The sequence below is a fragment of the Nonomuraea insulae genome, from assembly GCF_042656245.1.
Map to the genome: position 1 here is coordinate 1 of NZ_JBHSPA010000091.1, position 22,138 is coordinate 22,138.

Sequence of the window (22,138 nt, forward strand, 5' to 3'; positions counted from 1 at the left end):
GTGGCCGCCTACCCCGCGCAACCGCCGTAAACAAGGCAACAGGACTACCGCGAACCACGAGCCCGTCGACCGGCCGGCCGAGTTACGGACGCCTCTAAACCAGTTTAGCGAACAGGCGCTCGGGCAGCCGCTAGCAGCACAGGGCTTGAAGGGAGTGCGCATGGTTCGTGATGCCTGTGTTCTCAGGCGTGTCCCTATCGATCCCATGTGGTGCCGGGAGGCGTGATGCGGCTGCCACCGGCTCGAGGGTCGATCACTGAGGCTCTCTTCGACCTGCTCCGCGGCCCGGCCGGGACCGGCCCGCCCGATGAGGTCGTGGCGACCGCCGCTGCCGGGCTGGACGATGACGATGCGCAGCTGGCCCTGTTCGCCTGCTACGAGCTCCACTATCAGGGGTTCGACGAAGTGGACGATCGGTGGGAGTGGGATCCGGCGCTGCTGGGCTTTCGGGCTGTGCTCGAGCGGCGCTTCGAACGGTCCCTCGCGGCGGCCGTCCCGCGTCCCGACAGCCTCGATCCCGCCGGTCTGCGGGCGGCGCTGACGGCCCTGACCTGCCCGGAGGAGGAGCCGTTGCTGTCGCTCTTCCTCCAGCGCGAAGCCAGCCTGAACAACTTCCGTGAGTTCGTCATGCATCGCTCGATCTATCACCTCAAGGAGGCTGACCCGCATACGTGGGCCATTCCGAGGCTCAGCGGGGGCCCCAAGGCCGCGCTCGTGGAGATCCAGTCCGATGAGTACGGTGGCGGCAGGCGGGAGCGTATGCACTCCGAACTGTTTCGCGCCACCTTGCGCGGTCTCGGCCTGGACGACGCTTACGGGGCCTACCTGAATCGGGTGCCTGGTGTCACGCTGGCGATCTCCAACGCGATGTCCCTGTTCGGGTTGCACCGCAGGTGGCGCGCGGCGCTGCTCGGCCACCTGGCCGCGATCGAGATGACATCGTCCTTGCCCAACCGCCGCTACGCCGCGGGGCTTCGCCGGCTCGGCGCCGGGCCCGTGACCGTGCGCTTCTACGACGAGCATGTACAGGCGGACGCCGTACATGAGCAGATCGCCGCGAACGACATGTGTGGCGCGTTCGCCACCGCCTTCCCCGCGTGCACGGGCGACATCGTGTACGGCGCCGCCTGCGCGCTGGAGCTCGAACGACGGTGGGCCGAACACGTGATGAGCTGCTGGCAACGTGGGACCGGCTCGCTGCGGGCGCAGCCCGTTCCGGCGTGATCGGCTCGGCGTCCATGCGGGCAGCAACTGGACGGCCTGGCCGCTTGGATCTTGACTACGTGCTGCCGCTGCGCTGGCATGACGACGCCGGGCTCGACGAGCTGACCGCTTACCTGCGCTGGCTCTCCAGGCACGTACGGGTGATCGTGGTGGACGGGAGCCCGGCTGAGCTGTTCGGCTGCCACGCCCGCCGCTGGCACCGCCTGGTTCGGCATGTCCGCCCGGCGGCCGGGCTCCGCTTCGCCAATGGCAAGGTCACGGGCGTCACCACCGGGCTGCGGCTCGCGACGGGTGAGCGTGTGGTGATCGCCGATGACGACGTCCGCTACGATCTGCCCGGCCTGGCTGCGATCCATGCTTTGCTGGGGGACGCCGAGCTGGTCAGGCCGCAGAATTACTTCGCTCCGCTGTCGTGGCACGCCCGCTGGGACAACGCACGGACGCTGCTCAACCGCAGCTTCGGCGCCGACTACCCGGGCACGTTCGGCATACGGCGCGGATTCTTCCTGCGAATGGGCGGCTACGACGGCAACGTGCTGTTCGAGAATCTGGAGCTGATCCGCACCGTCCGCGTCCATGGCGGGCGCGAGGTGCGCCCGCTCGGCCTGTACGTCCGGCGGCTGCCCTGCGACACGCGCCGGTTCTGGTCGCAGCGGGTCCGGCAGGCCTATGACGACCTCGCGCAACCGGTGAAGATGACGGCATTCCTGGCGGTATTGCCCGTGTTCGCGCTCATACGACGGTCCGGCGGGCTCCTGGCGGGCGTGACTCTGGCCGTGACTCTGGCCGTGGGGCTGGCCGAGGTGGGCCGGTGGCGGGCGGGCGGGCGCCGGATCTTCCCCGTCTCCGGCTCGCTGCTCGCGCCTGTGTGGATAGTGGAGCGGGCCATCTGCAGCTGGCTCGCGCTCGGGGCCGCTCTGGCCGGCGGCATGCCTTACGCGGGCGGCCGGATCCGGCGGGCCGCCCATTCCACCCGGCAGCTACGCCGGCGAGTCGGGTTCGCTGGTCGCGCGGAAACCGGCGGGCTTATGCGAACCGTCACAGAATGGCTTGGCCGCCGACAAACCGCAACGGCACAACGCGACCGTCGCACGACCGGCCTCGATCCGCTCCCCGTCCTGGGTGAGCAGCTCGAACGGCCCTCGTAGGAGCAGCGGGCCGTCCTCGCAGGGTGTCACGGTGACCACTTCACTCATGCGCCTCACCTGCCCACAACCCGGGCATGGATGCTCCCTCTCGACGCAGGGCCGGCAGGCATGGTTCCGAGCACTCGCTTCGCGGCGGTGTCCCGACCGAGTCGAGTTGCGCCGCTGACCGGCGCGAAGTTCTCACCGGCGTGTGCCGACGGCCGTGACAAGCCGGCTCTGGCACGAAGATCGTGAAGACTTTCAGGCCAGCAGGATCCGTTTCCGGAGCAGGTCGAGGTTGGCTCTGCCGAACATCCAGCCCTTCGGCGAAGGGACGCAGTTGTCGCAGGTCGCCGGCCCGAACTTCGTCGATCCAGCCGGCCGGCCGGTGTCCCTGGCGCTGGGGGAGCAGATCGGAGAAGGCACGCACGTGTCCGGCCGCTCGCTTCAGCTCCCGGGCAGCAGCTCAGCACCTTCTCCAGCGGGGCCGCGCGGCTGGGACCGAGGTCGGCCGGGTCACTGGACGACGTGGTCGCGATCTTGGCCGCCGGGCGTACCGCGACCATGATGATCCGGGCGACCGCACCACAGCCCGGGGAACGCCGGCGGCCGGCGGCGTGGGCTCGCTCCTCGTGCAGCTCGCCAAGTCGGCGGGCGCCACCGTCGTCGCGGCGGCCGGGGGCTCGCGCAAGACCGGTGTGGCTCGCGACCTGGGGGCCGACGAGGTGGTCGACTACACGGCTCCGGGCTGGACCGATGGGGTCGCCCCCGTCGACGTCGTCCTCGACGGGGTCGGCGGCGATATCGCCCGGGCCGCCTTCGACATGCGGCGTGCCCGTGACGTCGGCCACCGGGCCGCGCTGTGTCAGCTCGCCAACCGGCTCGTCGGCATTCTGCCCGGCTGCCTCAAGACCAGGAGCCCCTACGAAGCAACCGCTTGGTCGCATCGCTCCGGAGAATGCGCAGCTTGACATGTTTTCGTGGGAAGGTCGCAACGTGACATGACCGTTTCGATTGGGTTGGCGGCGCCGGCGAGGATGCGCGCCAGTATCCGACTGGCCGGGCACTGCGCTTCAGCCTCAATGCACGGGGCCGGTGGGGCCACGGTAATGCCAGCGCTGAGGAGTGCCGTGTGTGATGCGACTATTCACAGATTCGACCTTCAGCAGAGGGCCGCATTACTCCCATTCGGATAGTTACACAGGTAGGTCAGGGCCTCAGGTCGGGGACCTTGGGGCAACGGCCAGGCAGCCGCTGCATCGGGGGGAGCAGCGGAAGCGCCGCATGATGCCGGGCCGGGCAGACGGCTGTTCTGCCCGGCCCGATGATTGCCGCCGAGCACGGCGAGCTGTACACGGTCGTCGCCTCCGCCAACGGGGTGGGCTGAGTCGCCCGCTCGCATGGTCGTGCACGGCCGGAATCGCACTCAGCAGCCTGTCGCACATGCGCTGCCACAGCGCGAAGTGGCAACTGATCGGCTCTGGGCCTCCGCTTCGGCGGGAGCCGGAGTCGCATCCAGCCGAGGGCTCGTGCCGAGCCGGACTTCGCAGCATCACCGAGCGGCAAGCAGGTCGAGACGAACCCGATCGATGTGCGGGCCAAGCTGAACACCACCGAGGAGCAGCACACCTTCCACATTCACGTCAACGACTTCCAGCTGATGAGCGTGAACGGCAAGCCGTACCCCTTCCACTGCCACATCCTCAACCACGAGGACCGCGGCATGATGGCCAATGTCGAGGTCGTCCGCTGAGTACAGCGAGGGCGCTATGCGGGCAGGCGCAGCCGGAACTCGGTCAGGCCCGGACGGCTTCGCACGTCCACCGATCCGCCGTGCGCGGCCATCACCGCGCGGACGATCGCCAGGCCGAGCCCGGCTCCGCCGCTGGCACGCGACCGGCCGGGGTCCGCGCGTGAGAACCGTTCGAAGATCTCCTCCTGGAGGTCGGCCGGAATGCCGGGGCCGTCGTCCTTGACGATGACCTCGGCCTCGCCCGGCAGCCGGCGGACTGCCACGGTCACGGTTGTGCCGTCCGGGGTGTGGATGCGGGCGTTGCTCAGCAGGTTGGCGACTACCTGGTGCAGCCGGAGCGGGTCGCCGGTGACGGTGACCGGGTCCTCCGGCAGTTCGAGCCGCCAGTGATGGCCGGGGGCGGTGGCCCGGGCGTCGCCGGCGGCCTCGATGGCCAGGCGGGTCAGGTCGACCTCCTCCCTGGCCAGCGGGCGTCCCTGGTCCAGCCGGGCCAGCAGGAGGAGTTCGTCCACCAGCTCACTCATCCTGCCGGATTCGGCGTCGATCCGGCTCAGCGCGTGCCGTACCTCCTGCGGCATCGGGGCATCGCCGCGCAGCGCGAGCTCGGCGTGCCCGCGGATGGCGGCGAGCGGCGTGCGCAGCTCGTGGCCCGCGTCGGCGGCGAAGACACGCAGCCGCTGCTCGACGGCGTGCCTGCGGCCGAGGGCGGACTCCACGTGGCCCAGCATGCGGTTGAACGCGGCGCCGACCTGGCCGGTCTCGGTTCGCGGGTCGGTGTCTGGCACGCGTTCGGCGAGGACGACCTCGCCGCTGGCCAGCGGCAGCTCGCTCACCTTCCGGGCGGTCGTGGCGATGCGTTGCAGCGGCTGCAGCGCCAGCCGTACCCATACAACGCCCGCGAGACCGGCGGCGGCGAGCGCTCCTGCGAACATCACCAGCTCGAACAGCTGCAGGCGTTCCAGAGTCTCCTCCACCCCGTGCAACGACAGCCCCGTGATCAGGACGTCGCCGTCCTGGCCCAGGGCGGCTTGGACCCGATAGTCGCCCAGGCCGGACAGGGTCACGGTCCGCGGCGGGCCGTCGACCGGGAGCGCGGCCAGCGTCACCTCCTCGCTGTGGCTGAGCTTGAGCGGGACGGCTCTCTCCTGCGACACGACCGCCGCGTGGGTGAGGCGCCCGTCGAGCAGTCGCGCGCCGAACGTGCCCCGCGGCTGTCCGCGGGTGTCCTCGTCATGCTCCAGGCTGGCGGGGAACTGCACGCCGTACACGGCGAGTTGCTGATCCAGCCGGCCGATCAGGAAGTTCTCCATGGCCACGGAGGTGGCGACGCCGACGGCCGCGCACGACAGCGCCAGCAGCACGAGCAGCCCGGCGATCAGCTTGGCCTTGAGGGTGCGCGGCAGGAGGTTCACGGTTTGAGTACGTATCCGACGCCACGCACGGTGTGGATCAGCGGCTTGCGGCCCGCGTCGATCTTCTTGCGCAGGTAGCTGATGTAGAGCTCGACCACGTGCGCCTGGCCGCCGAAGTCGTAGGACCACACGTGGTCGAGGATCTGCCCCTTGGTCAGCACTCTGCGCGGGTTGCACATGAGCAGGCGCAGGAGCTCGAACTCGGTCGGAGTCAGGTCGATCGGTGTGCCGGCTCTGCTCACCTCTCTGCTCTCCTCGTCCAGGGACAGGTCGGCCACGACGAGCCGCTCGCCGTCGGTGGCGCGGGCCATACCTGCGCGGCGTAGCAGGCCGCGCAGCCGTGCGAGCACCTCCTCCAGGCTGAACGGCTTGGTGACGTAGTCGTCGCCGCCTGCCGTGATGCCCGCGACCCGGTCCTCCACCGCATCGCGCGCGGTCAGGAAGAGCACACACAACTCCGGCATGCGCTCCCTGAGCCTGCCCATCAGCTTCAGCCCATCGAGGTCGGGCAGCATGATGTCCAGGATCGCCGCGTCCGGCGCGAACCTCTCGGCCGCCTGGATCGCCGCCTGGCCGCTCCCCACGGCCTCGACCTGCCAGCCCTCCTGGCGCAGCGTGCGCTCCAGCACTTCCAGGAGGTCCGGTTCGTCGTCCACGACGAGCACGCGGATCGGCGTGCCGTCCGGACGCGACAGGTTGCTCATTCTCACCTCCTTTGCCAGGAAAGGCGAACTTCCTCTGAGAATCCTCTGAAAGGGCTCTCTCAGAGGGAAAACATAGGCTGACCTGGAACGGTGGCCTCATGGCCACTCTTCACGCTACAACGCGGCACAGCGCCGGCAGGGCTCTGCCTCGCCGTCCGATGCGCCCCGAGCGGCTGCTCGCCGCCGTGGCTGCGGGCGCGGTCGCGGTCCTCGTCCTGTGGTGGCGCGGCACGCCGTCCGTGGTGGGGCTCGACGGCTGGCTCACCGAGGCGGGTCGCATCACAGGACTGCTGGCCGGCTACGGGCTGGCCGTGTTGCTCGGGCTCATGGCCAGGATCCCGGCGCTGGAGCACGGAGTGGGCAGCGACCGGCTGGCCCGCTGGCACGCGATGGGCGGCCGGTACGTCATCGGGCTCATCACCGTGCACGTGCTGACGATCATCTGGGGGTACGCCCTGGCTGACCAGGCCGGCGTCGTGGCCGAGACGGCCACCATGGTGCTGACCTTCCCCGACATGCTGAAGGCGACCGCGGCCCTGTTGCTGCTCCTGGGGGTCGGTCTGGTCTCCGCCCGCGCCGCGCGTCGTCGGCTGCGTTATGAGACGTGGTTCTACCTGCATTTCTACACCTATCTGGCGGCCTGGCTGGCGTTCGGGCACCAGCTCGCGACGGGCGCCCAGTTCACCGGCGACCGCATCGCCCAGCTCGCCTGGTGGGCCCTGTATCTCGGGGTGGCGGCGCTGCTGGTCTGGTACCGGTTCCTGGGCCCGGTCCGGCTGTGGGCGCGGCATCGCCTGCGCGTGTCCCGCGTCACGACCGATGCCCCGGGCGTCGTGTCGGTTCACCTGACCGGCCGGGCCCTGCGAGGGCTCGGCGCCGAGCCCGGCCAGTTCTTCCGCTGGCGGTTCCTGACCCGCGGGCTGTGGTGGTCGGCCAACCCGTACTCGCTGTCCGCCGCGCCCGCCGGCGACGAGCTGCGCATCACGGTCAAGGCGCTGGGCGACCACAGCGCGGCGCTCTCCCGGCTGCGGCCGGGCACGCCGGTGCTCGCCGAAGGCCCGTACGGCGGCTTCACCGCGCGTCTTGGCCGTGGCGGCAAGTCGCTGCTGATCGCGGGCGGCGTCGGCATCACCCCGCTGCGCACCCTGTTCGAGACGCTGCCCGGCAGAGTGACACTGCTCTACCGCGCCCGCACGCCCGAAGAACTGCTCTTCCAGGGCGAACTGCAGGAGATCGCCCGAGCCTGCGGTGACGCCACGCTCTACCTCTCGACCGGGCCCAGGGCCCCTGGCCTGTTCGACGAGCTCGACCGCCTGCTGCCCGACCTGCGCGAGCACGACGCCTACGTGTGCGGACCGCCCGCCATGACCCGCGCGGCGATCAAGGCGCTGCGCTCCGCAGGGGTGCCCAACCAGCAGATCCATCACGAGTCGTTCGAATTCTAAGGAGATCCGCCATGCGCAGGATGGTGTTCGCGGTGATCGTCACCGCCATCGGCCTGGCGCTCCTGCTGTCGTTCAAACCACACGACGTCGCAGGCCTCGCCCCGCCGCCCGCAGCCGTCCAGACCCGTGAGCCGGTACGGCCGGATCTCGGGAGCGGCGGCCAGACCCCTGCGCCGTCCTCGCCGTCCGCGGCTTCCGCCGGCATCCGGAACGTCGACGGGGATACCGTCGACACCCGCTGGGGCCCCGTACAGGTGCGCATCACCGTCACCGGCAGCAAGATCACCGACGTTCAGGTGTTGCGCTCCCCGGACGGCAACCGGCGCGACCTCGAGATCAGCGACACGGCGCTGCCCATCCTGCGCCAAGAGACGCTCTCAGCCCAGAGCGCCAAGATCGACGCCGTCTCCGGCGCCACCTACACCAGCGACGGCTACACCCGCTCCCTCCAGAGCGCCATCGATCGGAGTGCGCTGTGACCCGGCACGTCGAGCAGGCGATGGGCACCGTTTTCTCCTTCGACGTACGCCACGACGCCGACGAAGCGGTGGCACGCGCCGTCGCCTGGCTGCACCACGTGGAGGAGGTCTTCTCCACCTACCGGCCGGACAGCGCGATCAGCCGCCTCGCACGCGGCGAGGTCGGCCTGACGGGCTGCCCGCCGGAGGTGGCCCACGTCCTTGCCCTGTGCGCACAGGTTGAACTCGACACAGACGGATATTTCGCCACTTGTCCTGGCGGCCGGTTGGACCCGTCCGGCCTGGTGAAGGGCTGGGCCGTGGAGGAGGCGTCCCTGCTGCTGACCGAGGCCGGCGCGCCCCGCCACTGCCTCAACGGCGGCGGCGACATCCAGCTCGGCCCCGAACCCGGCCCCTGGCGGATCGCCGTCGCCGACCCCCTGCGGCCCGACACCCTCCGCACGGTGGTCACCGGCCACGACCTGGCCATCGCCACCTCGGGCAACGCCGAACGCGGCCCGCACATCCTCAACCCGCACACCGGACGGCCCGCCGGGGAACTGCTGTCCATCACCCTCATCGGCCCCCGCCTGACCACCGTCGACGCCTTCGCCACCGCGGCGTACGCGATGGGCGACGACGCCCGCGACTGGGTCGAGAAGCGCGACGACCTCGAAGCGTTCGCGGTGACCAACGGCGGTCACACCTGGCAGACCACCGGCTTCGCCGCGTACACCGACCTGGCCCCGTAGTCCGCCGGCGAGCGCGAAGGGAGCTCCTGAGCGTCAGGGGAGAGTTCGGGCGGAACCTCTGCACAGTGCCGAACGCCTGGACCCCGCATCCTCCACGGCGAGCCACCCGCCTCGTCGCGGTGGCCGGGGGCTCTGCTCCGAAACCCGTTCGTCGGCGAGCAGCCCCAGGTCCTTGAGCGGGAATCCGGGCGGGTAGCCGCGGGCGCGGATCTCCTCGGCCTTCTGCATCGCATACGGCATGCGCAGTGGGCCACCTCACCCACATCGCCGGCGCTGCCATCCATGGCCTGCTCATGGACGTGGTCATGCTCGGCTGGTACCAGAGCCTCGACTTCGACTTCACCGCCGACCAGCCGGGATTGTCGCTGTTCCACTGCCACCAGCAGATCCACATGGACTACGGATTCGTGTTCCTGCTGCGCTGCGCCTGACTCGGAGCCGTTTCCGCATCTCAACGACGGCAAGCCGAGGCGGGAGGGAAGCTGACGTCATCCGAAGGGGACCCGTCGGAGCTCAAGCGCCTTCCGTCGCCGTGCCCTGTGGGCTGCCTTGCCATCTTCGCATCATGACGAGCGGGTGATGATCGCCCGTCGCAGGCCGTATGCGGCGGCGCCCGCGGCCAGCACCGCGGCCCCGGCGATCACCGAGGACCGCGGCAGGGCGAAGGCGAGGACCAGGCAGCCGGCCAGGCCGACGGCAGGGATCAGCCGCATGGGGCGGCCCTCGGCGGGGGTGAGGGTCCAGGCGCTGGCGTTGGCGATGGCGTAGTAGACCAGCACGCCGAAGGAGGAGAAGCCGATCGCGCCGCGCAGGTCCGCCGTGCCGGCCAGGATCGCCACGATCGCGCCGATGACCAGCTCGGCACGGTGAGGGACCTTGAAGCGGGGGTGGACGGCGGCCAGCACGTGCGGCAGGTGCCGGTCGCGGGCCATGGCCAGCGTGGTGCGGGAGACACCCAGGATCAGCGCGAGCAGCGAGCCCATCGCGGCCACCGCGGCGCCCACACCGACCACTGGCGCCAGGCCGGACAGCCCGGCGGCGCGCACGGCCTCGGTCAGCGGGGCGCTCGCCCGGCCCAGGCCCGTGCTGCCCAGCACGGTCAGCGCAGCCACCGCGACCGCCACGTACACCACCAGGGTCAGTCCGAGCGCGAGCGGGATGGCCCGGGGGATGGTCCGGGCCGGGTCACGGACTTCCTCTCCCAGCGTGGCGATGCGGGCATATCCGGCGAAGGCGAAGAACAGCAGGCCCGCCGCCTGCAGGATCCCGGCGGCGGTGGCATCGGAGGTCACATCCAGGCGGGCGGCGTCCGCGGCACCGGAGCCGAGGCAGGCCACCGCGACCGCGGCCAGCACGGCCACCACCACGGCGACGATTCCCCTGGTCAACCAGACCGTCTTGGACATCCCGGCGTAGTTGACCGCGGTGAGCGCCACCACGGAGGCCACCGCGACCGCGTGTGCCTGCTCCGGCCACAGGTAGGAGCCCACGGTCAGGGCCATCGCCGCGCACGAGGCGGTCTTGCCGACCACGAACCCCCACCCGGCCAGGTAACCCCAGAAATCCCCCAGCCGCTCCCGCCCGTACACGTAGGTGCCGCCGGAGGCGGGGTAACGGGCGGCCAGCCGGGCCGAGGAGGTCGCGTTGCAGTAGGCGACCACCGCCGCCAGCGCCAGCCCGACCAGCAACCCCGAGCCGGCCACGCGCGCAGCCGGCGCGAAGGCGGCGAAGACACCGGCGCCGATCATCGAGCCCAGCCCGATGACGACCGCGTCGGCCAGACCCAGACGGCGCTCCAACAGCCCCTGACCGGTGCCCGCCACGACTATCTCCGGTTGCGGTGTTCAGGCGCCGGTGGGCACCAGCTCGGCGAGCAGGGTCTGGACGCGCCGGACGGTCTCATCGCGGCTCGGGCCAGCGTCGCTCGACGCCTTTGCCGACCGGGTCGGCCAGGTCTCAGTGCCCGTACCGCGTGCGGGGAAGATGGGCGTCGCGGCACCGCAGGGGTGGCGGACATGGTCGCTCCTGGGATCTTGGGAAGTGCGGTGAGCCGGCCAGTGGGATGTGAGGCCGTCACATGGAGGCTTTCCTCAGGGAGTGGCGGCAGGCTGGTGGGCGGGCTGAAACAGCTCGATCAGATTGCCGGCCGGGTCGCCCAGCAGGATCTGGCGCCCGCCGGGGCCGGCGACCACGTCGCTGTGGAACGGTAGGCCCGCGTCGCGCAGCCGGGCGATCTCGGCGTCCAGGTCGTCGACGATCAGGTGGATACGGTTGCGGCCCGCGGTGGCGGCCTGGTCGGGCGTGGCGCGGGCGCCGGAGCTGGCGGGACCGGACAGCAGCAGCCGCAGCGGTCCGCGTACCACGTCGGCGAAGGCGGGCGCGGCGCTGAAGTTCACGGTGAAGCCGAGGTGAGTGGTGTAGAAGTCGATGGCCGCTTGGACGTCGTCGACGATGTAGCGGACGCTGGCGACCTGGTCGGCTGGCATCATGGCTGGACCTCCCGGTACGGGGTGGGGAACAGGATGGGTTGCAGGTGCCGGATGCGGGTGTCGATCTCCGCGGCGGTACGGTCGAACTCGGGGTAGCTGGCCTCGGTGGTGTCGTCGCCGCTGGTGGCGGCTGGGTCGGGGATGCTCCAGTGCAGGCGTTGCGGCCCTCCTCGCGGATCGTCGTCGAAGTCGGGACTGACCTCGCGGACCTTGTCGCACAGGCTGATCACGTAGTCGAAGCGGCGGCCGGTCATCATGTCCAGATGGCGTGGACGCTGACCGGTGAGGTCGATGCCGTACCGCCGGCGTAGCACGCGTACGGCGTGGGGGTGCAGGCGCGGCTTGGGGTGGCTGCCGGCGCTGGTCACCTCGGCGCGACTGCCGACGCGGTGGCGCAGCAGGGCCTCGGCGATGGGGGAACGGGCGCTGTTACCGGTGCACATGAACAGCACGGAGGGCGTCACAGAGGTTCCGGCCGCGCGTGCGGCTGCGATCACTTTGGCTCCAGGAGGTTCGGCTGCGTTGGCCGGCCCGGTGGGGAGCGGGCGCAGCCCGGGATGCAGGGCGGCACCGGCGGCGGCTAGCGCGTCCGCACAGCGGTCCAGGTCCAGGTGGTAGTAGCTGTCGCGGCCGTCGAAGCTGCTGCGGCGGGCGGTGACAAGCTCGCCCGAGCGCAGCAGTCGCAGATGGTAGGAGACCAGGTTCTGCGGCTCGCCGACCAGGGTGACGAGTTCCCGCACGCGTAGATCGCTGCGCGCCAGCTCGCTCAACAGCCGCCAGCGCACCTCGTGGGCGACCAGCCGGACGAACGGCGGCGGAATGCTCTGACCAGACTGGGTCATGCCCACACAATACATCAAACTGATTTGATGGAACGCGACCGCCGGCTACGTCAAGCACCACCTGAACCTGGTCGGCTGTCCCGACCAACTCTTCGCCGAGGACGCCATGACCTTGATCCACACGACCGCCCGCGGCTATCCCCGCGCGGTCATCAACCTCGCCCTGCGCTCGCTCGTCGCCTCTTCGCGGCCGGCAAAATACCTCGTTGACGAGCCCGCGGAGCGCTCCGGCGTCAGCGAGGTGGTCGACTAATCACCGGCATCTTGCCGACGACCGACGACACGTCACCGATGAACACTCCGCCGGACCAACCCACGACGGGGTGTTCTTGTCCCAAGGCCCGCTCGTACGTCGGTGATGCCGGTCTGGCCGGCCACCAGGGCCGCCGCGCGGGGGTTGTCGCCGGTCAGCAGGACCGGAGCGGTGCCGGTCAGGTTGGTCAGCTGCGTGACCGCGGCTTCGGAGACGTCGTTACGAAGGGGGTGCCCTCGCCCCGCTGGCAACCGGCAACCCCCGTGGTGACCGCGGCCACGGCACCCATGCGCGGCGCCGGGGCCGGCCGCGCGGGCGGTGGCCTGGCGCACTCCCGGCGCATCACTACCCCGTACGGCCGGAAGAAGGGCGGGTGATGCGCAGGGGATCGTCGAGGATGGCATTGGTGGCGGATAGGGCGGCGCCATGAAGAGGAGCGTCGACGCTCAGGGCGCCGGGGCGGATGTTCGGGGACATTATCAGGGGGGCCGCCTGGCGGGTCATCGCGGAGATGAGCCATGGGGCAACCTGAGCGAAGTAGCCGCCGAGCACGATCGTGTGCGGGTTGATGATCATCTGGGCGGCGGCCGTCACAACGTTCAGGTGCCGGGCGATGTCCGAGAGCGCGTCCAGTACTGGAAGGGTTCCTGCTCGTGCCAGGCGGACCAGTTCCGCCAGCGAGGCGTTGGCCCCGCGTTCTCTCAGTTGCGCACGCAGCCCGGTCCGTTCCAGAAGCACGGGAAGTGAGGCATACCGCTCCAGGCAACCGCGCTGCCCGCATAGGCAGGCCGGACCTTGCGGATCGACTACCACATGCCCGAACTCGCCTGCGGCCCCTGCCGCTCCGAACGCCTGGCGGCCATCGACGATGACTCCGCCGCCGATGCCGACCCCACCCTCCATATAGACGAGGTCGCGCACGCCGGTCGGGCGCAGGAGTTGGTACTCGGCCAGAGCGCCCAGGTTGCCGTCGTTGGCCAAGCTGAGAGCGCCGGTCGGGCAGCCGAGATGCGTCCGCAGATCGTCGAGGAACGGATTTCCCGCCCAGCCGAGTGTCGGCGAGACGACGAGACCCTCGTGCGGCCAGCCGGGAACCGCGACGGTGACCGCGATGGTGAGCCGATCTCCGCCGGCCGTGTCGAGGGCACTGGTGATGTGTGCCGCGGCGGCGCGGGCCAGCGCATCGTCGGAGAAGTCCGATACGGCGTGTGCGTGGCGGCCGGAGTAGAGCTCACGCCCGACGAGGTCGATGATCCGCACCGCGACGGTCTCGGCGTCGACCTGGACGCCGACTGCGGCGACCGAGCCTCCGGCCAGTGTCAGAAGCCGGCGCGGGCGGCCGGCAGCGCCGCTGCCGCTCAGTCCTGCCTCTTGGACCAGTTCGGCGTCGATCAGCTCGGAGATCAGGCTGGTCACGGCCCCGGCGGCCAGGCCGGTGTCGGCGGCGACCTCGATCCGGGAGCTCCGGCCGCGGTCGCGTAGATGGTGCAGGACCTGGGAGAGGTTGCGCCGGCGAAGGTCGAGGACGTCGGCGGGCGCCTGCCGGGAATCGCTGCCGACCTTCATGGCGTCGAGTCTAGCGGCATCCTCATTGACATTATTTCACAGTCAGAATTAATCTACGGGCAACACTGTACGACCCGGCGCCGCCTCCGCGCCGGTCAGGAGATCCCCATGTCATCAGCGGATGTCACCCCTGACGCGCCGCCCCTCCCGTCATCCCCCTCGCCGCGCGTGCCAGGCCGGTTTCTCGGCCCGCTCCTCGTCGGCAACCTCGCCATGTTCGGCCTGTTCCAAGGGATCCAGCAGATCTTGCTGCCCGGCCAGGTCGCCGACATCGACCCGGCAGGGAAGGTCGCCGCCTACGGCGTCCTGGCCAGCCTGGGGGCGGGCGTCGCCGCCGTGGGCAATCCGCTGTTCGGCGCTCTGTCCGACCGTACGCGCGGCCGCTTCGGCCGCCGGGCCCCGTGGCTGCTGGCCAGCGCGATCGTGGCCTTCCTGGCCATGCTGCTGCTCGGCGGCATGGGGAGCCTGTTCACGCTCGGAGTCGTCTATGTGGCGGTGATGGCCGCGATGAGCGCGTACCAGGCGGTCATCGGCGCACTCGTGCCTGACCGCGTCCCCGAGGCGCGCCGGGGCCTGGTCTCCTCGCTGGTCGGCGTGGCCACCACGGTTGGCGTGCTCCTCGGCGTCAACGGGGCATCGGCGCTGGCCGGAAACAGGATCGCTGGGTACGCGGTGCTGGGCGCCGTCCTGGTCGTCGCGACGATCCTGCTCGTCACGCTCAGCCGGGACCCGGTGCCCACCGCCGCCGCCGCTGCCGCGGACACCGGGCATGTGCCTCTGCTGGTGCGGCTCGGCCGGTTTTTCTCCGGTCTCGCTGACCGGGACTTCCGCTGGGCGTTCGTGGCCCGGGTGCTGATGATGGCCGGTTACTGGACGATCAACACCTACCTGCTCTACACGCTCACCGACTACATCGGTGCCGAGGCGATCCCCGCAGGCGACGCCTCCGCCGCGGTGGCCACGCTCGCGACGGTCAGCATGGTCACGATGTTCGTCACCACGCTGTTCAGCGGTGCCTTGTCCGACCGGCTGAACCGGCGCAAGGCGTTCGTGATCGTCTCCTCGATGGGCATGGCCGCCGCGGCGGTGATCCCGCTGGTCTGGCCGACGTGGACGGGCATGCTCCTGTACAGCGCACTGTCCGGACTGTTCTTCGGCATATACGGCGCGGTGGATCAGGCCATCATGACCCTGGTGCTGCCCAAGGCCGAGAACAGCGGCCGCGACCTGGGGTTGCTCAACGTCGCCACCACCGGACCGCAGATCGCCGGCCCGTTCATCGCCGCCGCGATCATCGGCCTCACCGGCGGCTACGGCGGCCTGTTCGCCTTCGTCATCGTCACGGCCCTCCTTGGGGCCGTCGCCATCGTGCCCATCCGCAAGATCCGCTGACCCCTTATCGCTATCTCAAGGAGATCGACAATGCCCCGATACGTGACCGTCAAGACGGAGGCGGGCACCCTGCGCGGCGTGGAAAGCCTCGGCGTCACCGCCTTTCTGGGTGTGCCGTACGGTGAGGCCGATCGCTTTCTTTCTCCCGAGCCCGCCAGAGCGTGGACCGGCATACGCGACGCCGTCACCTTCGGCCCGGCCGCGCCCCAGGTCGACACGCGCGTCTACGCCAATGGCAGCATGCCCGAGGTGCTCTCGCTCATGTACCCCCGCACGGGCACACCCGTCGAGGGCGGCCCGATGAGGGAGGACTGCCTGGCCCTCAACGTCTGGACTCCCGACGCGGAAAGCGGCCCCGCTCGGCCGGTGATGGTCTGGTTCCACGGCGGCGGATTCATCCACGGCACCGGCGCCGAGATGATGTTCAACGGCGACCGCCTGGCCAGTAGCGGTGATGTGGTCGTGGTGACCGTCAACCACCGCCTGGGCCTGTTCGGGCATCTCCCGCTCGATGCCGCTCTGGGAGAGCGGTTCGCCGGTTCGGGCAACGCGGGCCTCTCGGACCTGGCGCTCGCCCTGGAGTGGGTCCGCGACAACATCTCCGCCTTTGGCGGCGACCCCGCCAACGTGACGATCTTCGGGCAGTCCGGCGGCGCCGGCAAGGTGGCCACGGTCATGGCCATGCCCCGGGCCGCGGGCCTGTTCCACAAGGCGATCATGCAGAGCGGCCCGATCACGAAGGTCGCCACCGTCGAGGACGGCGACCGGCTGCTCGATCGGGTGCTGCGCGAACTCGACCTTCCGAGAAGCCAGGCCGCTGGCTTGTTGGACATCTCCATGCGTGACCTTCTCGACGTACAGACCGCCATCTTCTACGGCGAACCCATGCGCTTCGGCGCGGGCCTGTTCTCCAACGCCATCGGCCTCGGACCCATCCTCGACGGAGAGGTCCTCCCGATACACCCTTTCGACCCCGGCCCCGCCGCCCAGGCAGCCGACGTTCCGCTGCTGATCGGCTCGACGGTCCATGACGCCGCGCTCCTGCTGAACGAGGATCCCGAGTACCTGGAACTGACGGAGGCCGGCCTGTCGACGGTGCTCCGGCGCGACCTCGGCGACCAGGCGGGGGAGACGGTGGCGCGCTATCGCGCCGAATATCCCGGCGAATCCCCCCGCCTGCTGTGGTCCCGCATCATCAGCGACCTGTCCTTCCGTCAAGGCTCGATCGCGATCGCCGAACGCAAACTCACACAGCCCGCAGCGGTCTACATGTACTTGTTCGCCCAGGAAACTCCTATTCTCGGGGAACTCCTAGGCTCCTGCCACAGCCTTGACCTGCCCTACGCGTTCAACGTCGTCGACCGTGTCCCCTTCGTGGGACAGCAAGCCGATCGCCAGCAGGTCGCCGATGCCATGAGCCGTGCCTGGGCCGCCTTCGCCCGAACCGGCGACCCCAGCCACGAGACGATCCCGGCCTGGCCCCGGTACTCCCTGGAGGAACGCGCGACGATGGTCATCGCGGGGGAGTGGCGGGTCGATAAACCCCAAGCCTGAGCAAACCAGTCCGGTCAATCTGAGGTGGCACTCAGCGCTCCGTCACGAGAATCAGGTGCTCCGTCGTCAACTTGGGGGCCGGCCGCGGTGGAGTCACGCCGATCGGCTCTGGTTTGCGGCGTCTGGTTGTTGGATGACGCGGGAGAACCTGGCCTGGGGTCATAGGGGAATCCAGGGCAAGTCGGGCTGCCTGGATTGCAGGATCGCGGCCGCCACGGCGTGGGAGATCCTGCACGTGGCTGGTATCGGTCCGCCGCCCTGCCGCCCCGCCCTGCCGCCCCGCCCCGCCCTGCCGCCCCGCCGGGCCAGGCCGGCGGGGCGGCGGTTCCTGGCCGCTCAGGCCCACGCGATCGTCGCGTGTGATTTCCTGGTGGTCGAGACCATGTTGCTCAAGCGGCTGTATGTGCTGGTCTTCATCGAGCACGGCACGCGGAAATTACCGCCGTCCCCGGCGCCTCCGGTCCGCTGTCCCCGGCGCCTCCGGTCCGCGGGCCGTCGGCTCCCGCCGACAGGGCGACGGCGAGGAGGCGTTCACGAGGAGAGGGTGATGATCCGCACGCCCGGGGCGACAGCGCCGACGGTCGTCGCGCGTTACTGGGCCCGCTGGTCGTACAGTCCCTCCAGCATGCGCCGGAGCGGCGCGGGATAGGCGCCCTCACCCTCGTCGCTGAAATCCCCGCCGTACGACGCCTGCCAGTCGCCGATCGAGGTGTTGCGGATAGAGGTGTGGCTGAGTGTGCCGCCATCCGCGTCCGAGCCGTAGAGCGCCCAGTGGTGGGCGATGCGCTTGTTGGTCGCAGAGTCGGAACTGACCGTGTCGTCGTGGCTGGAGGCGAGGAAGGTGTAGTCCGTGCCCATCTGTGAGGCCGGCTGTTTACCCAGCCAGCTCAGGAAGCCACTGCCCGGACGCATGTCGCTGCACTGCTCGTGGGTGATGGCGCACGCGCTCACCACCGCGCTGCCGATGCCCTGGTGCGGGGTGGCGAGCGTGACCATGTCCTCGATGTACAGGAACGGGGGCCAGTCCCTGGGCCACTTGGTCGCGCCGATGTTGTTCGGGTCGACCGTCAGCCCGCTCAGGTCGGGCGGCGGCTTGCCCACGCCGTACCTGTTGACGCCTTCGATGGCCGCCTTCGCGACCAGGCCGCCCATGGAGTGCGTCACGACGTCGATAGCCACGTCATGGCTGGAGTACAGGTAGTAGACGGTCCACGCGAACTGGCGGCCGACCTCCTGGATGCGCGTGTCGGTGGTCCCCTGCAGCCGCAGGTCGCAGTTGGTGGCCTTGTTGTAGTAGCCGAAGGTGACGACGTCGCCCCAGCCGTTGGCGTTCAGCAGCTTCTTGGCGCTGTTCCAGGCGCCGGCGCAACTGATGTCGGCCTCACGGTCGAACCCGTGGACCATGACGGTGACCCGGTGCCCGTCGGCGCGGGCGGGCGCGGCTGACGCGGCCGGTGCGGTGGCGATCAAGACGGCCGTGACTGCCACCCCGACCAGGGACAGGGCTAAACCGGATCTGGCTGATCTGCGCATCTACGCTCTCCGTTTCCGTGAGTTCGGAGGCAGAGTAACGCGCAGACGATCACCTGTGAATCCGTTGATTTACGGCGTAGCGCCAGTTATGTCGGCTCGCGACTAGAGCGTGTCCCGTGGATCTTCGGATTGCTTCGGAGCAGAACCGGATGGCGTGACGGGGCATCGGAGGTAGAAGAAAGGATGAGTGATGATGGAGCGCCGCCTGCGCCGGAGGAGTACCCGGAATGGCCGGACCCTGTTCTGCGGCGACATCCTGTATGCGGCGACAGTCGGAGCTGCAATCGGACATGACCCAGTCCCTTCCCTGCTGGCCAACGCCACTTGTGAACACCCCAAGTGGAAGCTTCGGTGGTGGCTTCGAAAGCCGCTAGAACCGAGCCCTGCCTCCTTGGTGTGCCGCAGCATGCAGACCACTCGCGCATCCGTGCAGACGACTTCGGAAACCGACAGACCCGGTACGGGCCGTAGATCTCCTTGGGCCAGCGCCGTTCGTGCTCGCTGGCGTGCTGGTCCGGAGTCTGGGTTTCGGCGATCGACTTGGCGTGGGCATCCTTGGCTCGGTAGGTGGCGGCCTTCTGGCGCGCGGCGGCAGCGTGCTTCTTCGCGTCCCGCGAGGGGTGCAGGTTTTTGATCTTGGTGTGGCGGGTCATCACCGCGGGGAAGCGGAGGTTGGCGCGGATGACGGTAAAGCTGTTGTCGCGGCTGTGGCGCACACGCTTGAATCGGCAGGCCACCACGGCCAACAGCGGATGAGCCGGAAGGAGGAGGCGCTTGATGAGTGAAGCGTTCTACTCGCACGCGAGGCTGTACGACCTGATGTTCCCGGGCGGCGGGCCCGCAGTCGACTTCTACCGGGCCGAGGCCAATCGGCAAGGCGGGCGCGTGTTGGAACTCGGGTGCGGCACCGGGCACAAGCTGATCCCCATCGCGTCTGACGGGCATCCGTGCGTCGGCGTGGACTTCTCGTCGGACATGCTGGCTGAGGCTCAGCGTAAGGCGAATGAGCGCGGTGTGGCGGTGGAATGGGTGCAGGGCGACATGCGGGCCTTCGATCTGGGCCGCACATTCGACTTCGTGTTCATCACAGCCAATTCCCTGCTGCATCTGCATGATGCCGAGGATCTGGTGAGCTGTTTCCGGTCGGTCCGACGACACCTGGCGCCTGGAGCACGGTTCGTCTTCGATGTGTTCAACCCGAGCGTGCGCCTGCTTGCCGAAGCCGATGGCGTGCGGCGCACCCGGGAGTCGTTGTCGTTCATGGATCCTGACCGTGGCAACGTCAGCGTCGATGTCGCTGAGATCTACGATGCGCCCGTGCAAGTCACACGCGGGACGTGGCACCTCTCGACTGACTCCGAGCCCGACTTCGTCGTCGCACCGCTCGAGATCAGGAGCATCTTCCCGCAGGAGTTGCCGCTGCTCGTCTCGCTCGGCGGCCTTCGGCTCGTCGAGCGCTTCGGCGACTGGTCCGGTCGGCCATTTGCCGTGGACACGCCGCTTCAACTCTGCATCTGCGAGTCCGCGTGACTGAAGGCGAGAGCACAGTCTCGGTCAAGCAAACTCGTCCTGGCGAACGACACGCATCCCGCACCGTCGACAGGCACTTCTACAGCCCGCGTCGTACCGGGGCGCCGGTAACGAAGCTGCCACCGTGGCCGGAGTAGCTTTGTGTAGTCGTCTCGGGGCTTGGGGTCAGCGTTCGGGGAGTCGCGGGTTCGGCCAGCCGCTTTGACATAACGCCGGGTTTACTGCGTCAGGACCCGGACCTGATCGGCTGGAGGAGCGATCACCGTCGTATCGCCCCAATCGGAGAAGGTGATCTCCACTGGCGTCTTCGCGGTCAGTCGTTGCCGCGCCGGGCGCCCTTGGGCATCGAGCCAAAGCTCGTACGTGGCCTGCGTGCCGAACTCCTTGAGCAACTCGCCGCGCAGCCGCGCCTGCGCCGCCCGGTCGCCGGCCCGTACCTTAACGTATTCGTCCTCGGTGTCCTGCATGAGTGGCAGCGTGTGCCGCTCGAATATTGAGTTACGTGCTTTGAGCTGTGGTTGAGCGGCGTGGTGGTATTCGTTGATCGCGCCCCCTGATCAGCTGGCGATCCGGTACTCGTTGATGAGGCCGCCGAGGATGGCTCTGCGGTGGACTCGTCGGCTGGCAAGGTCGATGGGGGTCGGCGGTCCTGTTTCGGCTTGCGATGGGGACAACTGTCGGATGCCGCGGTGGGGTCGGGCTGTGTTGTAGTGCTGCAGATAGCGGGTGAGGGTCCGGCGTAGATGGTGCGCGTTGAGGATGAGCGTGCTGTCCAGGAGGACGCGCAGGAGCACGCTGTCATTGGCCGCGGTGATGACGGCTCCGGGTCCATGGGCATCGAGTACGTACACCGCCATCCAGTTCCATCAGTACCTTATTAGGAGACGAATTGGACCATATAGGGTACGGACAGTACGCCGCAAGGTCACCGCGACCGTTGGCGGGGGGCCGTCACTGCCGACCGGGCCGCCATCGACCGGAATGCGGATCGGCACGTCAAAGCGGTCCTGATCGAACCGCAGGGCTCCGGCTGCCCATGATCTGGGCGGATGTCATCATCGGCAGGCACAGCGCCGGGGAACCGTTCGTCCCCCGGCGGTCCGGTCACTTCAGAGCGAGGTTGAAGTACCCGCCGGCCGAGATGGCAGTCACACCCGACGTGGCCACCTCCGGCACCGTGCTCTGTCCCTGCGCGTCGTACCACCAGCCGATGACTTGGCCGTCGTCCTTGAGTGCGATGCCGTGCATGGATCCGGCGGCGATTGCGATGACGTGGTCGTCCACCTCGATGGGCAGGTCGAGCTGGTGGTAGTTGTTGTTGCCCCAGCCGATCACCCGGCCGTCCTTGAGGGCGAGGACGAAGGTGGAGCCCGCGGAGACGGCGTCGACGCCCGACTGCGCTTCTTCGGGCACGTCGCATTCCCCGTCATAGTTGGGACCCCAGCAGATGACCTTGCCGTCCTTCAGAGCGAGGCTGTAGTACATCCCCGCGGAGATCGCGTCGACGCCGGAGCGTGCCTCCTCCGACACCGCGGTCTCACCGTGGCCGCCGAAGCCCCACGCGATGACCTCGCCGTCCTTCAGCGCCATGCTGTGCATGTAACCAGCGGAGACCGCGTCCACATTCGACTGCGTCTCCGGCGGCGGCGCCAGGGCTTCACCTGGCGTCGTGTAAGAACCCCAGGACCAGACAGCGCCATTCTTGATCGCGAGACTCTGGTGGTAACCGGCCGAGATCGCGGTCACCCCTCCCCGGCGCAGGTCGATCGGGACGAAGGTACGGTCTTCGTAGTCGTTGCCCCATGCGATCGGCACGCCGTCCTTGAGAGCCAGCGCGTGGGTGAGCCCGGCGGAGATCGTGTCCACGCCCGACTGGACCGAGGCGGGGGGCGTGGCCTGGCCGTAGTAGTCACTACCCCACCCGACGACTTGGCCGGTGGCGGTGGTGGTGTCGGCGGCGGCCCCATGCATTCCCGCCAGGGACAGAACCAGCGCGGCGCATAGGGCGATTCCGGTCCGTAACGGTCGCCGACCAGGCCGGTGTGGCGACGTCAACAAGATTCGTTCGGAGATGTTGAGCATGGCGTATGATCATGGCGAGTGT

General features: G+C 69.3%; 24 protein-coding genes. 11 read left to right on the forward strand and 13 right to left on the reverse strand.

Going from position 1 to position 22,138, the window contains the following annotated elements:
• The first annotated feature begins 225 nt into the window (after nucleotides 1-225).
• Nucleotides 226-1,224, forward strand: coding sequence for an iron-containing redox enzyme family protein (locus ACFPZ3_RS56295; RefSeq protein ID WP_379522700.1), 999 nt, complete (start codon nucleotides 226-228; stop codon nucleotides 1,222-1,224).
• A gap of 980 nt (nucleotides 1,225-2,204) precedes the next feature.
• Here the strand turns inward: ACFPZ3_RS56295 and ACFPZ3_RS56300 are convergent.
• The gene (locus ACFPZ3_RS56300; RefSeq protein ID WP_379522701.1) at nucleotides 2,205-2,420 is read right to left on the reverse strand and encodes a CDGSH iron-sulfur domain-containing protein; all 216 of its coding nucleotides are present in this window, start codon (nucleotides 2,418-2,420) and stop codon (nucleotides 2,205-2,207) included.
• A gap of 192 nt (nucleotides 2,421-2,612) precedes the next feature.
• Nucleotides 2,613-2,777, reverse strand: a complete 165-nt coding sequence (locus ACFPZ3_RS56305) for a hypothetical protein (RefSeq protein WP_379522702.1) — start codon at nucleotides 2,775-2,777, stop codon at nucleotides 2,613-2,615.
• A 191-nt stretch (nucleotides 2,778-2,968) separates the two neighbouring features.
• Here ACFPZ3_RS56305 and ACFPZ3_RS56310 point away from each other — a divergent pair, with 191 nt between their 5' ends.
• Together ACFPZ3_RS56310 and ACFPZ3_RS56315 are read left to right on the forward strand one after the other, a co-directional pair.
• Entirely contained in the window at nucleotides 2,969-3,322 is a 354-nt protein-coding gene (locus tag ACFPZ3_RS56310) for a zinc-binding dehydrogenase (protein ID WP_379522703.1), read from the forward strand.
• Nucleotides 3,323-3,942: 620 nt separating this feature from the next.
• Nucleotides 3,943-4,104, forward strand: coding sequence for a multicopper oxidase domain-containing protein (locus ACFPZ3_RS56315; protein WP_379522704.1), 162 nt, complete (start codon nucleotides 3,943-3,945; stop codon nucleotides 4,102-4,104).
• A 14-nt stretch (nucleotides 4,105-4,118) separates the two neighbouring features.
• Here the strand turns inward: ACFPZ3_RS56315 and ACFPZ3_RS56320 are convergent, their stop codons facing one another.
• The gene (locus ACFPZ3_RS56320) at nucleotides 4,119-5,516 is read right to left on the reverse strand and encodes a sensor histidine kinase (protein WP_379522705.1); all 1,398 of its coding nucleotides are present in this window, start codon (nucleotides 5,514-5,516) and stop codon (nucleotides 4,119-4,121) included.
• Nucleotides 5,513-6,220: a response regulator transcription factor gene (locus tag ACFPZ3_RS56325; protein ID WP_379522706.1), complete on the reverse strand. Its 708-nt coding sequence runs from the start codon at nucleotides 6,218-6,220 to the stop codon at nucleotides 5,513-5,515. The genes ACFPZ3_RS56320 and ACFPZ3_RS56325 overlap by 4 nt, the downstream gene beginning before the upstream one ends.
• Before the next feature lie 98 nt (nucleotides 6,221-6,318).
• Between ACFPZ3_RS56325 and ACFPZ3_RS56330 the strand changes: the two genes are divergently transcribed.
• Genes ACFPZ3_RS56330 through ACFPZ3_RS56340 form a run of 3 tightly spaced genes read left to right on the forward strand, consistent with a single transcriptional unit; the run spans nucleotide 6,319 to nucleotide 8,875 of the window.
• Entirely contained in the window at nucleotides 6,319-7,665 is a 1,347-nt protein-coding gene (locus ACFPZ3_RS56330) for a ferredoxin reductase family protein (protein WP_379522707.1), read from the forward strand.
• Nucleotides 7,666-7,676: 11 nt separating this feature from the next.
• Nucleotides 7,677-8,144 (forward strand): FMN-binding protein, encoded by a 468-nt coding sequence (locus ACFPZ3_RS56335; protein ID WP_379522708.1) that lies wholly within the window; start codon nucleotides 7,677-7,679, stop codon nucleotides 8,142-8,144.
• Complete coding sequence (locus ACFPZ3_RS56340) at nucleotides 8,141-8,875, forward strand: FAD:protein FMN transferase (protein ID WP_379522709.1); 735 nt, start codon at nucleotides 8,141-8,143, stop codon at nucleotides 8,873-8,875. Before ACFPZ3_RS56335 ends, ACFPZ3_RS56340 begins: the two co-directional genes overlap by 4 nt.
• 33 nt (nucleotides 8,876-8,908) lie before the next feature.
• Here the strand turns inward: ACFPZ3_RS56340 and ACFPZ3_RS56345 are convergent, their stop codons facing one another.
• On the reverse strand, nucleotides 8,909-9,115 hold the full coding sequence (locus tag ACFPZ3_RS56345) for a hypothetical protein (protein WP_379522710.1): 207 nt from the start codon (nucleotides 9,113-9,115) through the stop codon (nucleotides 8,909-8,911).
• A 5-nt stretch (nucleotides 9,116-9,120) separates the two neighbouring features.
• Between ACFPZ3_RS56345 and ACFPZ3_RS56350 the strand changes: the two genes are divergently transcribed.
• Nucleotides 9,121-9,306 (forward strand): multicopper oxidase domain-containing protein, encoded by a 186-nt coding sequence (locus ACFPZ3_RS56350; RefSeq protein WP_379522711.1) that lies wholly within the window; start codon nucleotides 9,121-9,123, stop codon nucleotides 9,304-9,306.
• A gap of 132 nt (nucleotides 9,307-9,438) precedes the next feature.
• Here ACFPZ3_RS56350 and ACFPZ3_RS56355 read toward each other — a convergent pair whose 3' ends face one another.
• The 3 genes from ACFPZ3_RS56355 to ACFPZ3_RS56365 form a co-directional block, all read right to left on the reverse strand.
• A complete protein-coding gene (locus ACFPZ3_RS56355) occupies nucleotides 9,439-10,704 on the reverse strand; it encodes an APC family permease (RefSeq protein WP_465263598.1) in 1,266 nt (421 codons plus the stop codon).
• A gap of 261 nt (nucleotides 10,705-10,965) precedes the next feature.
• Nucleotides 10,966-11,364, reverse strand: a complete 399-nt coding sequence (locus ACFPZ3_RS56360) for a VOC family protein (protein ID WP_379522712.1) — start codon at nucleotides 11,362-11,364, stop codon at nucleotides 10,966-10,968.
• A complete protein-coding gene (locus tag ACFPZ3_RS56365) occupies nucleotides 11,361-12,206 on the reverse strand; it encodes an arsenate reductase/protein-tyrosine-phosphatase family protein (protein ID WP_379522713.1) in 846 nt (281 codons plus the stop codon). Before ACFPZ3_RS56365 ends, ACFPZ3_RS56360 begins: the two co-directional genes overlap by 4 nt.
• A 106-nt stretch (nucleotides 12,207-12,312) precedes the next feature.
• On the opposite strand from ACFPZ3_RS56365, the gene ACFPZ3_RS56370 reads away from it, so the two are divergent.
• A complete protein-coding gene (locus ACFPZ3_RS56370) occupies nucleotides 12,313-12,459 on the forward strand; it encodes a hypothetical protein (protein ID WP_379522714.1) in 147 nt (48 codons plus the stop codon).
• Nucleotides 12,460-12,804: 345 nt separating this feature from the next.
• On the opposite strand, the gene ACFPZ3_RS56375 is transcribed toward ACFPZ3_RS56370, so the two are convergent.
• A complete protein-coding gene (locus ACFPZ3_RS56375) occupies nucleotides 12,805-14,025 on the reverse strand; it encodes an ROK family protein (RefSeq protein ID WP_379522715.1) in 1,221 nt (406 codons plus the stop codon).
• Between the two features lie 108 nt (nucleotides 14,026-14,133).
• On the opposite strand from ACFPZ3_RS56375, the gene ACFPZ3_RS56380 reads away from it, so the two are divergent.
• Nucleotides 14,134-15,417 (forward strand): MFS transporter, encoded by a 1,284-nt coding sequence (locus tag ACFPZ3_RS56380; RefSeq protein WP_379522716.1) that lies wholly within the window; start codon nucleotides 14,134-14,136, stop codon nucleotides 15,415-15,417.
• A gap of 30 nt (nucleotides 15,418-15,447) precedes the next feature.
• Nucleotides 15,448-16,971 (forward strand): carboxylesterase/lipase family protein, encoded by a 1,524-nt coding sequence (locus tag ACFPZ3_RS56385; RefSeq protein ID WP_379522717.1) that lies wholly within the window; start codon nucleotides 15,448-15,450, stop codon nucleotides 16,969-16,971.
• A 591-nt stretch (nucleotides 16,972-17,562) separates the two neighbouring features.
• Here ACFPZ3_RS56385 and ACFPZ3_RS56390 read toward each other — a convergent pair.
• On the reverse strand, nucleotides 17,563-18,504 hold the full coding sequence (locus tag ACFPZ3_RS56390; RefSeq protein ID WP_379522718.1) for an esterase/lipase family protein: 942 nt from the start codon (nucleotides 18,502-18,504) through the stop codon (nucleotides 17,563-17,565).
• A gap of 777 nt (nucleotides 18,505-19,281) precedes the next feature.
• Here ACFPZ3_RS56390 and ACFPZ3_RS56395 point away from each other — a divergent pair.
• Nucleotides 19,282-20,034: a class I SAM-dependent methyltransferase gene (locus tag ACFPZ3_RS56395; protein WP_379522719.1), complete on the forward strand. Its 753-nt coding sequence runs from the start codon at nucleotides 19,282-19,284 to the stop codon at nucleotides 20,032-20,034.
• 218 nt (nucleotides 20,035-20,252) lie between these two features.
• Here the strand turns inward: ACFPZ3_RS56395 and ACFPZ3_RS56400 are convergent, their stop codons facing one another.
• From ACFPZ3_RS56400 to ACFPZ3_RS56410, 3 genes are all read right to left on the reverse strand, one after another.
• Nucleotides 20,253-20,501 carry a hypothetical protein gene (locus tag ACFPZ3_RS56400; protein ID WP_379522720.1) on the reverse strand — a complete coding sequence of 83 codons (249 nt, stop codon included), beginning with the start codon at nucleotides 20,499-20,501 and terminating at the stop codon, nucleotides 20,253-20,255.
• Between the two features lie 90 nt (nucleotides 20,502-20,591).
• Nucleotides 20,592-20,891, reverse strand: a complete 300-nt coding sequence (locus ACFPZ3_RS56405) for an integrase core domain-containing protein (RefSeq protein WP_379522721.1) — start codon at nucleotides 20,889-20,891, stop codon at nucleotides 20,592-20,594.
• 247 nt (nucleotides 20,892-21,138) lie between these two features.
• On the reverse strand, nucleotides 21,139-22,005 hold the full coding sequence (locus ACFPZ3_RS56410) for an RCC1 domain-containing protein (RefSeq protein WP_379522722.1): 867 nt from the start codon (nucleotides 22,003-22,005) through the stop codon (nucleotides 21,139-21,141).
• Nucleotides 22,006-22,138: the final 133 nt, after the last annotated feature.

Excerpts from the sequence above, each read along its gene's own strand:
- ACFPZ3_RS56385 (WP_379522717.1), top strand. The coding sequence starts at position 15,448 with ATGCCCCGATACGTGACCGTCAAGACGGAGGCGGGCACCCTGCGCGGC.
- ACFPZ3_RS56380 (WP_379522716.1), top strand. The coding sequence starts at position 14,134 with ATGTCATCAGCGGATGTCACCCCTGACGCGCCGCCCCTCCCGTCATCC.
- ACFPZ3_RS56405 (WP_379522721.1), bottom strand. The coding sequence starts at position 20,891 with ATGGCGGTGTACGTACTCGATGCCCATGGACCCGGAGCCGTCATCACC.
- ACFPZ3_RS56370 (WP_379522714.1), top strand. The coding sequence starts at position 12,313 with ATGACCTTGATCCACACGACCGCCCGCGGCTATCCCCGCGCGGTCATC.
- ACFPZ3_RS56330 (WP_379522707.1), top strand. The coding sequence starts at position 6,319 with ATGGCCACTCTTCACGCTACAACGCGGCACAGCGCCGGCAGGGCTCTG.
- ACFPZ3_RS56335 (WP_379522708.1), top strand. The coding sequence starts at position 7,677 with ATGCGCAGGATGGTGTTCGCGGTGATCGTCACCGCCATCGGCCTGGCG.
- ACFPZ3_RS56295 (WP_379522700.1), top strand. The coding sequence starts at position 226 with ATGCGGCTGCCACCGGCTCGAGGGTCGATCACTGAGGCTCTCTTCGAC.
- ACFPZ3_RS56400 (WP_379522720.1), bottom strand. The coding sequence starts at position 20,501 with ATGCAGGACACCGAGGACGAATACGTTAAGGTACGGGCCGGCGACCGG.
- ACFPZ3_RS56395 (WP_379522719.1), top strand. The coding sequence starts at position 19,282 with ATGAGTGAAGCGTTCTACTCGCACGCGAGGCTGTACGACCTGATGTTC.
- ACFPZ3_RS56345 (WP_379522710.1), bottom strand. The coding sequence starts at position 9,115 with ATGCCGTATGCGATGCAGAAGGCCGAGGAGATCCGCGCCCGCGGCTAC.
- ACFPZ3_RS56410 (WP_379522722.1), bottom strand. The coding sequence starts at position 22,005 with ATGCATGGGGCCGCCGCCGACACCACCACCGCCACCGGCCAAGTCGTC.
- ACFPZ3_RS56365 (WP_379522713.1), bottom strand. The coding sequence starts at position 12,206 with ATGACCCAGTCTGGTCAGAGCATTCCGCCGCCGTTCGTCCGGCTGGTC.
- ACFPZ3_RS56360 (WP_379522712.1), bottom strand. The coding sequence starts at position 11,364 with ATGATGCCAGCCGACCAGGTCGCCAGCGTCCGCTACATCGTCGACGAC.
- ACFPZ3_RS56300 (WP_379522701.1), bottom strand. The coding sequence starts at position 2,420 with ATGAGTGAAGTGGTCACCGTGACACCCTGCGAGGACGGCCCGCTGCTC.
- ACFPZ3_RS56325 (WP_379522706.1), bottom strand. The coding sequence starts at position 6,220 with ATGAGCAACCTGTCGCGTCCGGACGGCACGCCGATCCGCGTGCTCGTC.
- ACFPZ3_RS56375 (WP_379522715.1), bottom strand. The coding sequence starts at position 14,025 with ATGAAGGTCGGCAGCGATTCCCGGCAGGCGCCCGCCGACGTCCTCGAC.
- ACFPZ3_RS56390 (WP_379522718.1), bottom strand. The coding sequence starts at position 18,504 with ATGCGCAGATCAGCCAGATCCGGTTTAGCCCTGTCCCTGGTCGGGGTG.